General features: G+C 60.0%; 6 protein-coding genes. 1 reads left to right on the forward strand and 5 read right to left on the reverse strand.

The genetic code is table 11. From position 1 onward, the window contains the following. Window positions 1–58: 58 nt before the first annotated feature. The gene (locus QMX93_RS27540; protein ID WP_282358666.1) at window positions 59–2,440 is read right to left on the reverse strand and encodes a tetratricopeptide repeat protein; all 2,382 of its coding nucleotides are present in this window, start codon (window positions 2,438–2,440) and stop codon (window positions 59–61) included. Window positions 2,441–2,653: 213 nt separating this feature from the next. Between QMX93_RS27540 and QMX93_RS27545 the strand changes: the two genes are divergently transcribed. Continuing rightward, a complete protein-coding gene (locus QMX93_RS27545) occupies window positions 2,654–3,331 on the forward strand; it encodes a DUF3313 domain-containing protein (protein ID WP_282358668.1) in 678 nt (225 codons plus the stop codon). Between the two features lie 127 nt (window positions 3,332–3,458). Here QMX93_RS27545 and QMX93_RS27550 read toward each other — a convergent pair whose 3' ends face one another. From QMX93_RS27550 to QMX93_RS27565, 4 genes are all read right to left on the reverse strand, one after another. Further along, window positions 3,459–5,963, reverse strand: a complete 2,505-nt coding sequence (locus tag QMX93_RS27550) for a fused MFS/spermidine synthase (protein WP_282358670.1) — start codon at window positions 5,961–5,963, stop codon at window positions 3,459–3,461. A 245-nt stretch (window positions 5,964–6,208) separates the two neighbouring features. Further along, window positions 6,209–7,789 (reverse strand): arylsulfatase, encoded by a 1,581-nt coding sequence (locus tag QMX93_RS27555; RefSeq protein WP_053120641.1) that lies wholly within the window; start codon window positions 7,787–7,789, stop codon window positions 6,209–6,211. A 72-nt stretch (window positions 7,790–7,861) separates the two neighbouring features. Next, window positions 7,862–8,884: an HAD family hydrolase gene (locus QMX93_RS27560; protein ID WP_053120639.1), complete on the reverse strand. Its 1,023-nt coding sequence runs from the start codon at window positions 8,882–8,884 to the stop codon at window positions 7,862–7,864. Beyond that, complete coding sequence (locus tag QMX93_RS27565; protein WP_282358672.1) at window positions 8,881–10,254, reverse strand: hypothetical protein; 1,374 nt, start codon at window positions 10,252–10,254, stop codon at window positions 8,881–8,883. Before QMX93_RS27565 ends, QMX93_RS27560 begins: the two co-directional genes overlap by 4 nt. Window positions 10,255–10,268 lie beyond the last annotated feature (14 nt).

The following is a 10,268-nucleotide window of genomic DNA, read 5'->3' on the forward strand; positions in this document are numbered from 1 at the left end:
ACCCATATAAAAATTTTGGCCCCCTGCGGCAGCTCCTACAAGGAGAATCACAAGCCAGTTATTTCAACGCCGGATCCCCCATATTCATCTTCTTCCACCCCTGCAACAACACCTGCGCCTTAGGCTCCTGGCCGCTGTCGAGGTAGTACTGGATCAGCGACAGCCGCGCATTACGGTTCGCCGGTTGCACTTTGAGCAGGCCTTCAAGAATCGCGCACGCTTCATCAACCTTGCCACCCTCGTGCAACGCCACCGCCAGCACATAACCGTACTGGGCATTCTGCGGCTCCAGTTGCGCAGCTTTGTGCAGCGCAACCATCGCTTCAGTCGTCTTGCCGGCGCGGATCAATGACAAACCCCGAGTGTGCTGCAACAGCGCGGCGTCCGGGTGTTCCTTGATGCTGTCTGCGAGCAGTGTCTGCGCTTCCTGACTGCGGCCGCTGGCCTCCAGCCATTGCACCAGTGTCACCAGCGCCGGGTAGAAGTCCGGATCACGTTTGAGCGCATCTCGCAGCAACGCTTCAACTTCCGAACTGCGCCCACTGGCCTGATAGAGCATGGCCAGATTGAGGTTCGCTTCGGCGCGTTCCAGCAGACTCTTCTGCACCGCCTCGTACTCGCCAATCGCGGCTTCCCAGTTGGCTTGCGCCGCACCGAGACCGCTGCTGCGGGCGACGCTGAGCAAATCCCGCGCGACCACAATGCGCACGGCTTTCACCGGATCGCCCAACAGTGGCGACAACAACGGTGCACGTTCAGGCGGAGGCAGAAACGCACTGATTGCCCGCGCTGCGCTTTCACGCACTTGCGGCTCAGGATTTTTCAGATCCTGCGTGGCCAGTTTCAAAGCCTGTTCGCTTGGATACAACGGCAGTTCCGCCAGCAGGGTGGCGCGCTGGATTGCCGGCAGATTGCTGCGTTGCAGTTGCGTAAACAGCGCGTCGGCGGCGCCGGGCTGGCCATTGCGGATCAGCCACAGGCTTTCGTCATAACGCGGTGCTTGCGGCGCGGTGGAAGCGCTCCACAGCTTGAACTGCGCGGTGACTTTATCGCCAGCCTTGCCTTGATGGCAGGTCAGACACGCGTCCGGCGTGCCGAGCTTCTGCGCCCGTTCCGGGTTGGGAATGCTGAAGCTGTGGTCATGACGGAAGTCATTGCCCATGTAGAACTTGCCGGGCATGTGGCAATCCACGCACTGCGAACCCGGTTGACCCATGGTGTGGCGCGTGTGTTCGATAGAGTCGTAATTCTTCGCTTGCAGGCCTTTGCCGTCGACCCCTTCAACGGAGGTTTTGCCGGCGGTGTTGTGGCATTGCAGGCACACCGCGTTGCCCGGCGCTTTCAGTTCGTTGCTGTGCGGGTTGTGGCAATTGCTGCAACGCACACCTTTGTCGAACATTTTGCTTTGCAGGAACGAGCCGTGTTCGAACACCTCGTCCTTGATCTTGCCGTCCAGCGCATACAGTTCGCGGGTGAGGGTGCTCGGCAGGTAATCGTCCATCAAGCGTTTGCCGACGGTGTAGCCATCGCCCAGCGGCGCACGACGCGCATGGCAACGGGCGCAGGTTTCGATCTCGACCGTGGCGTTCTTGTCCTTGAGGTCGACGTCGAAACCTTGATGGATCAGGTCGCCCTTTTTCTGCGTCCATTCCAGGTGATTGGAGGCCGGGCCATGGCAGGCCTGACAACCGACGCCGAGGCTGTTCCACTGACTGTTAAAGGTATTGCTGGCGGCATCGAAGTTGCGCTTGAAACCGGTGGTGTGGCACTCGACGCACATGAAGTTGGCGTTCTGGCTCGGCTTGCTCCAATGCAGCGGATTCTTGAAGTTCACGCCTTGGCCGGGATAGAGATGAAACCAGCGGTTTTTCTGGGTATCCCAGGCCACGCCAAGCGCCTGCAAACGGCCTTCGCCAACCTCGATCAGGTACTGCTGCAGCGGCGCGATGCCGAAGGTGTAGGCCACTTTGAAATCGGCGTTCTTGCCGTCGATGCCCTGCGTATTGACCCAGAACTCGTCGCCCTTGCGTGTGAACTTCGTGGTCTCTTTTTCAGCCTTGAACGTGACGTTATTGAAGTCACCGAGCATGGTCTCGGCGTTCGCCGGTTGCATCGCCAATTGGTGGTGCGAGCCTTGCCAGTCTTTGACTTGCTCGGTGTGGCAGCCTTGGCATTGCTGCTCGTCGACCATGCTCGCCGGTTTCAGTGCGACCGCTTGCGGCTTGGGCGCGGCAGGCGCGGGCGCCGGCGCCGGCGCCGGCGCACTGATCGGTGGCACCGTGATCGGCGCGGTAACGGGCGCAGGGCTGAACAGAAACCAGCCGATCCCCGCCACGGCCGCCAGCAGCACGCCGATGGAGACAGGGAACAGGTAACGAGAAAGTGAAGATTGAGACGAATCAGGGTCAGGTTGTACCGCTTTATTTTTATGCTTGGGCATTACGACTTCCGTGGTCCAGGTGCATTTACCGTCTGGTGTGCATTCAAGCTCGGTGCAGCTTTGCCGGATGGCCGGCGTCTGTCAAATGACCATTGTGATCGGGCGCGCAGCCTCGTGTGAATTTTCTGATTTTACATCGCAAAAGCTGAGGTTTTAGCTATACCTGTAACTCCCCTTATGCAAATCTTTCGGCTTTCTGACAGGAGTTACAGCATGAAGCTAGCAGTAATGATGGGCACGCTGTGCATCGCCACCCTTGGCGTGGTGGGTTGCTCGAGCAAAACCGTCGCTCCAGATGAGTACTCCGGGTTTCTCAAGGATTACAGTCAGCTCAAGGAAGCCAAGTCACCGTCGGGTGCCGAGGTGATGCGCTGGATGGACCCGAAACTCGACATCAATAAATTCACCAGCGTTTATGTCGAGCCAAGCCAGCTCTATCCGAAGCCGCAACCGACCGCAAAAATCTCTCAGCAAACCCTCAATGGCATCACCAGCTATTACGATCAGGCGCTCAAGCGTGAACTGGGCAAATCGCTGCCATTGTCCACCGGGCCTGGGCCGGGTGTGATCGTACTGCGTCCGGCGATCACCGCCGTCAGCAGCAAAACCGAAGGGCTGCACGCGTATGAAGTGATCCCGATTGCTTTGGTAGCCGCGGCGGTCAGCACGGCCACCGGCATCCGTGATCAGGAAACCACCCTGGCCACTGAAGCGGTGTTCATGGACGGCGCCAGCAATAAGGTCGTGGCGCAAGTTGTGCGCAAAGGCACCGGCAAACCGCTGGAAAATGATTCCCAGGCGCTGAAGGCCGAAGACGTTAAAGCCGTGATCGATGGCTGGGCGTCTGATATGCACCAGACCTATCTGAAACTGAAATCCGAATCCAAGTAATGCATCGGGGCTGATGGCCCCTTTTCTGTAGGAGCAGAGCTTGCTCGCGAAGGCGTCCTGTCAGTCAGTAATTAATGACCTGATAGACCGCTTTCGCGAGCAAGCTTTGCTCCTACAGTCGGCAGCATTACTGCCCGGTAAACCAGCGGTAATACGGATTCGCGCCATCCCACTGCATCACCTCGCGCATGTCCCGCCCCCACGCATCCCGATCGCCGTCATACGCATGCAGGCTCGCACGATAGAACTGCATCAGCCGTTGACGATGGGTTTCCATGCGCTCAGTGAAAGCGGCATCGGCATTCACCAGCGTCGGCGCCTGATACAGATCCAGCAGCGCCGGCAACACGCGAGTGATTTCCTTGCTGCGCACCCATGGCGCGTATTCAATGCGCGGCTGATCATCGGTCACCGCCGGTGCATCGGCGGCAAAGCGCTCAAGGCCGGCGCGATCGGTCACCCACGTCGCAAGCAACGCCGCCGCTGAACCAATGCCGACATCCTGCAAGGTGCTGCGCACGCTGTCCTGCTGGAAACGTACGGTGATTTTCGCGGCGTCCAGTTCCATCGGCTCCATCGAACCCACCAATAACATCTCGTGGAATTCGCTGGTCCACAACGAGGCATACGGGAACACATCAAGGAAGCTGCGCACCAGCGAGCGCGAGTCATCGATGTTTTGCGTCGGCAGCGGCAGCCATTGCGCGACGATGCCGTTTTTCTGCAGACGACTCGCGGCCAATTGATAGAAGTCCCGCGAATACAGATTGACCACGCCGGCAGCTGAGGGCGGTGGCGGCTCCAGTGTGACCAGGTCGTAGGTCTGCGCACTGCGCAGCAATTCCTGACGACCATCACGCAGACGCACTTCCACACCCGGATCACTGGCAGCATTGAAGTTGCCCTTGAACAACGGCGCCGCTTTCACCACCGACGGCAGCAACTCGGCGACCACGCGATGCTCCAGCCCGGGGTAACGCAGCATGGCGCCCGCAGTGATGCCGGTGCCAAAACCGATGACCAGGGTCGAGCGCGGTTCGCCGTTGTGGATCAATAGCGGTAGCAGCGCCTGAATGCGCATGTAGCGCAGCGACGGCATGGCATCACCGGTGTTCGAGACGCCCTGAATGTACAGACGATGGAAATTGTTCTCGCCGCGACCTTGGGCGACCACCGCGACCGTGCCGCCGCGACCTTCTTCATAAAACGCCAACGTACCGTTGCGTGCACCGGGCAGTAGGCCGGCGATTTTGTCGACCGGCATCAGCACCGCCAATGCGACCGAGACCAGGCTCAGTGCGACCACTGCCTGACGCCGGCCTTTCTTCACACCATGGCCCTTGCGCACGGCGAAGTAGCCGATGCCTGCCGCGATGATCGCCAGCAGGCCCAGCGTGCGCACCAGCCCCAGCAGCGGAATGAGCAGGAAGCCGCAGAGCATCACCCCGACAATCCCGCCCAAGGTATTGAACGCCACCACTGCGCCGACATCGCGACCGACGCGCTCATGGCCGACACTCAAACGCAGCGCCAAGGGAAACGCCGCCCCCAGCAGCAATGTCGGCACAAACACAATGCTCAACGCCGCGACGGCAAAGCGAGCACTCATGCCGACCAGCTCACTGGCGCCCAGACTCAGCAACCACATCTCGGTCTGGGTCTGGGCGTAAATCAGCCAACGACCGAGCAGGGCGATTTCCAGCAGCGCGATCAGGCCGGCGCCGGCAATCAACAAACCGAACACGCCCCACGGATCACGAATGCGATCAACGCGACGCGCGAGCAGGGCACTGCCGATAAACAGGCCGGTCAGGTACGTCGCCAAAACCACGGCAAACGCATAGGTGCGGGTGCTCATAAACTGCACGATCGATTGCGACCAGACCACTTCATAACCCAGCGCCACACCGCCGGCGATGGAATACAGCCACAGCGCCGTGCGATCCGCAGCTTTCTCCGGATGGTGATGGATCGGCGTGACAATCGGTGCCGGATGCTGACGGGCGAACCACAAGGCGCCAGCCGCCGCCAACAGATTGAGCATCGCTGCGGCCAGCGAGCTGCCTCGTACACCGAGGGTGGCGATCAAAAAGAACGCGGCGAGCAACGTGCCGACAATCGCGCCCAAGGTGTTCGCTGCGTACAACTGACCGCCAGCCTTGCCCGGATCAGCCGCGAGTGAACGCACCAGCACCGGCAGCGTGCCGCCCATCAACACCGCCGGAATGCCCACGAGGGCGAACGGCAGCAACCACGCGAACACACCGACGTGATCTTGCAGCCAGGCGAACGGACTGGCCGCCATGCTCATGGCCACGGTCGCACCAACGCCCAATATCGCCACCAGTACTTCCAGCCCGGCATACAGCAGCACCGGTTGCTGCAAGCGATCCGCCCAGCGTCCGAACAGCCAGCCACCGATGGCCAGGCCGGCGAAGAATGCGCTGATGCCCGTGGTGATCGCATACACCTCGACGCCTACCACCAGCGACAGTTGCTTGATCCACAGCACCTGATAGACCAGTGCTGCGGCACCGGAGATGCACAGCAGCAGGGCGGGGATCAGCAGTGAAGGGGAGACGGTGTGCGAGGCGGGTATGGCCGACGGCTTGCTGGCGATACGTGAGGACATGCGGATTGCCTTATTTCAATTCGATAAAAACGGCGACTGTGCTGATCGTTCCCACGCTCTGCGTGGGAATGCCTCACTGGACGCTCCGCGTCCGCTTTGGCATGGGACGCAGAGCATTCCGGGATGCGCTACCACGCAGAGCCTGGGAACGATCAATACAAATGATCGGGCCAGCTCCTACAAGGGCGATATCCGACTAAAAATAAGTCCGCCCGCCGGTGAAGGCGGGCGGCAGTCTTGCGGTCTTATTGTGCCGCTTTCATTTTTTCAGCGATTTTCGCATCTACCGCAGCACGGATCTGGTCAACACTGAAGCTGGCCGGTTTCTGGCTTGGTGGATACTCGATGAAGGTCTGCAGGAACGCAGCGGACTTCATCACCGCCATTTCGGTCAGATAAACGTTTTTGGTCGTCCAGTCGTAGTACTGGTCGGAAACGATATCGGCACGTTCATACGGATCCATGCGCAGGTTGAAGATTTTCGGTACGCGCAGGCACACGAACGGTTCGCTCCAGACTTTGAAACCACCCGGTGCACGCTGTTCGCAGAACACCGCTTTCCAGTTGCCGAAACGCATCGACACCAGCACGCCATCGTCGTTGAAGTAGTAGAACTCCTTACGCTCGCTCTTCGGGGTCTGGCCGGTCAGGTACGGCAGTTGGTTGAAACCGTCCAGGTGCACTTTGAAGCTGGTGCCGCCGGAAGTCGGCGCCCAGCCTTTGAGCAGCTTGTTGGCGACATCGGTATCACCTGCGGCGGCGAGCAGTGTCGGGAACCAGTCAAGACCCGAGAACAGCTCGTTGGAGACTTCACCCGGTTTGATCTTGCCCGGCCAGCGGATCATCGCAGGCACGCGGTACGCGCCTTCCCAGTTGGAGTTCTTTTCGTTGCGGAACGGCGTGGTCGCCGCGTCCGGCCAGGAGAACTGGTTAGGGCCGTTGTCGGTGGTGTAGACGACGATGGTGTTGTCGGTGATTTTCAGGTCATCGAGGGTTTTCAGCAGTTTGCCGACATCGCCGTCGTGCTCGATCATGCCGTCCGCATATTCGTTGCCGGGCATGCCGCTCTGGCCCTTCATCGAATCACGCACGTGTGTGAACAAGTGCATGCGCGTAGTGTTCATCCAGACGAAGAACGGTTTGTCCGCTTTGGCCTGCTTCTCGATGAACGCTTGCGCCGCCGCGGTGGTTTCGTCGTCGATGGTTTCCATGCGCTTGGTGGTCAGCGCGCCGGTGTCTTCGATCTTGCCGTCGGCGAAGCTGTGGATCACACCACGAGGGGAAACAGCCTTGACGAAATCGGCATCTTCTTTTGGCCAGTACGGACGTTCGGGTTCTTCTTCAGCGTTGAGGTGATACAGGTTGCCGAAGAACTCGTCGAAACCGTGGTTGGTCGGCAGGTATTCATCCTTGTCGCCCAAGTGGTTCTTGCCGAATTGACCGGTTGCATAACCCTGAGACTTGAGTGCCTGAGCAATGGTGATGTCACGCTTTTGCAGGCCTACCGGAGCGCCGGGGATGCCGACTTTCGACAGACCGGTACGCAGTGGCGTCTGACCGGTGATGAACGAGGATCGACCCGCGGTGCAACTGTTCTCCGCGTAGTAGTCGGTGAACATCATGCCTTCTTTGGCAATCCGGTCGATGTTCGGCGTTTTGTAACCGACAACACCCATCGAATAGGCACTGATGTTGGTCTGGCCGATGTCGTCGCCGAAGATCACCAGGATGTTGGGTTTTTCAGCCGCTGTGGCGGTTGCCGACAGCGCCATCACCGAGGTCGCAACCAAGGCGAATTTCGGTAGCCACTTGCGTATGCGAGTCATCTGACTTGCTCCTTTTCGCGGGGGGTCATTTATTGCTGATAACGTTTATTGCAGTCCTGCAGCACGCTTTTTTTATTGCACCTGCTCGTTTACCGGCGGATCGAACGGGTAGATCCGGCGCCATTCGGTCGCCATGTCCACCACGGTCCAGCCGCGGGAATTTGCTTCATCGAGAGCTTTGTCGAGCTTGCCGATGTCTGATTTTCGGTCGTAAGCCCACTCGCGCTTGGCGTCGGTGTGGTGCACCAAACCCATGAAACGTTTGCCGGTACCGGCGGCCGTCCACTGCAGCATTTGCAGGTCGCCGTCGGAGTTGCCGAAGGCGAGAATCGGCCGCTTGCCGATCACCGCATCAATGCTTTCCGGTTTGCCCGGGCCGTCGTCGTTGTGCGCCAGTTTCGGCGTGCGCACGATCGAGGCCTTGCCGTCCTTGTATTCGAAAGAAGTGACAAATGTGGTGCCGATCACCTGTTCCGGTGGAATGCCGTAAACCTTTTCGGCGAAGGCGCGCATGAAGCCGGTGTCGCCGCCGGAGACGATGTAGGTCTTGAAGTCCTGGCTGCGCAGGTAGTCGAGCATTTCCAGCATCGGCTGGAAGATCATCTCGCTGTACGGCTTGCCGGTTTTCGGATGACGGGCCTGGCTCAGCCAGGTTTTCGCGTAATCATCAAACGCTTCGGTGGTCATACCGCTGTGGGTGGCGCCGACGATTTTCAGCAGGCCTTCCATGCCTGACGCCGCGAGGGCCTTGTGGTCGTTTTCGATCACCGCTTTGAATGGCTGCGTGGTTTTCCATTCCGGGTGCTGATCGGCGGTGCGCTTGACCTCGTCGAAAGCGAACAGCAATTCGAAGTACGCCGGTTGCTCGCTCCACAGCGTGCCGTCGTTATCGAACACGGCGATGCGGTCGGCGGGTTTGACGAAGTCCTTGCTCGTCTGATCGGTCACGGTCTGCACGAATTCGATGATGCTTTTCTTCGCCGGGCCGTCGTTCCACGAAGGCAGCGGCTCGTTGGCCTGGGCCAGCAGCGGCAGGGCCAGACCGAAAAGCAGAGCCAGGCCAAAACGTTGGCGGTGCAGCAACGGGTGCGTCATGGGAAATCCTTCTCGTGTACAGGGTTGAGCGGGCGCAGCGCCGAGGCCGGTTTCGCCTGCTGCTGTTCGGCCTGACTGTGAAGCGTAGTCAACGATTGGCGCAGTTGGACAAGTGTCTGCTCGGTGGCCGGTTCGCGACCGTAAAGCCCACGCAACAGGCCTTGCAGGCGCGGGCCGGCATCGACGAGCTTCAGACCCATTCGACTGCGGCGCAGCCACAGATACAGCGCACTCAGTTGCGCTGGTTTGGCTTCAAGTTGCGGATTGATTTGTTGCGAGGCGTAATCGGCTGACTGCAACCACGCTGCGTGCCGCGCTTGTTTGCGCGCTTGCAGGGTGCGGTAGCCGCGAGTCAGGGCCGGGCGGCTTAGGTAGCCGAGGCCGATAATCGCGATGAGCGCCACGAGCCAGATCAGCCATTGTGTGGAGAACCGCAGGCGATTCTGGCCGAGTTGCTTGAGGTCTTCGGCGATGGAAAACACAGGTTTGTAGGCGCTGTTGGCGGCGGCAGCGAACGTCACTGCGGGCACTTGCGCGGTGCGCGTTTGATTGCTGCTCGCGTCCCACCATTTCACTTCGATGGCCGGCAGTGTGTGCGAACCGGCGCGGTCGATGCGATAGGTGACGCTGTCGATGCGCTGGCCACCGAGAATGTCGCCACGGCCGTCATCGAGGCTAGTGACTTGCGGGGTTTTCGCATAGCGGCTGAGGCCGTCGACATCGCCCAGTGCCGGGATCGACAGGGACATGGCCAGTGCGCCGTCGGCCTTCAAGGTGAGTTGCCGGGTAATGCTGTCGCCGACTTTCAGTGGTGTGGCCGAGTTGATCACGTTCTGGCTGAAGGTCAGTCCGGTGGCAACCAGTGGCGTTTCCCCGGGGTTGAAACCGGGCGGCCGGGCGGCGCTGAATTGCAGCGGGTCGCTGTGGGCGCTGATTTCGCTTTCAGCCTGACCGGGGGTGGCGCTGACGGTGAGGGCCGGGATATCGAACGATCGCGCGACGTTCGGTGTGATCAGGTAGGTGTAGCGCAAACCGTTGAAGGATTGGCCGTCGATGGTCTGGTTCAGGTGCTGGGCCTGACCGTCCGGGGGCATGACCAGAGCGCCGTCGAGTTTGAGATCGGGCAGGGTGGCGGCGCTGGTGAACCAGGTGTCGGTGAGGACATCGACTTGCAGCTCGATCAGGCCACCGACCATGGCGCCTTCGGCGGGTTGCAGATGGGCCTGGACTTTGAGTTGTGGGGCGGCTGCGAGGGCATTGAGGCTCAGCAGGCCTGTCAGGAACAAAATGCTGAGTTTGGTAGTGATTGCTCTGGCCTCATCGCGAGCAGGCTCACTCCTACAGGGGATCTTTGCCGTACACAAAATCAATGTAGGAGTGAGCC

This window comes from Pseudomonas sp. PS01303 (assembly GCF_029959385.1).
GTDB lineage: Bacteria > Pseudomonadota > Gammaproteobacteria > Pseudomonadales > Pseudomonadaceae > Aquipseudomonas > Aquipseudomonas rustica.

Coding starts and splice junctions, on each gene's coding strand:
- QMX93_RS27555 (WP_053120641.1), bottom strand. CDS start 7,789: ATGACTCGCATACGCAAGTGGCTACCGAAATTCGCCTTGGTTGCGACC.
- QMX93_RS27540 (WP_282358666.1), bottom strand. CDS start 2,440: ATGCCCAAGCATAAAAATAAAGCGGTACAACCTGACCCTGATTCGTCT.
- QMX93_RS27545 (WP_282358668.1), top strand. CDS start 2,654: ATGAAGCTAGCAGTAATGATGGGCACGCTGTGCATCGCCACCCTTGGC.
- QMX93_RS27560 (WP_053120639.1), bottom strand. CDS start 8,884: ATGACGCACCCGTTGCTGCACCGCCAACGTTTTGGCCTGGCTCTGCTT.
- QMX93_RS27550 (WP_282358670.1), bottom strand. CDS start 5,963: ATGTCCTCACGTATCGCCAGCAAGCCGTCGGCCATACCCGCCTCGCAC.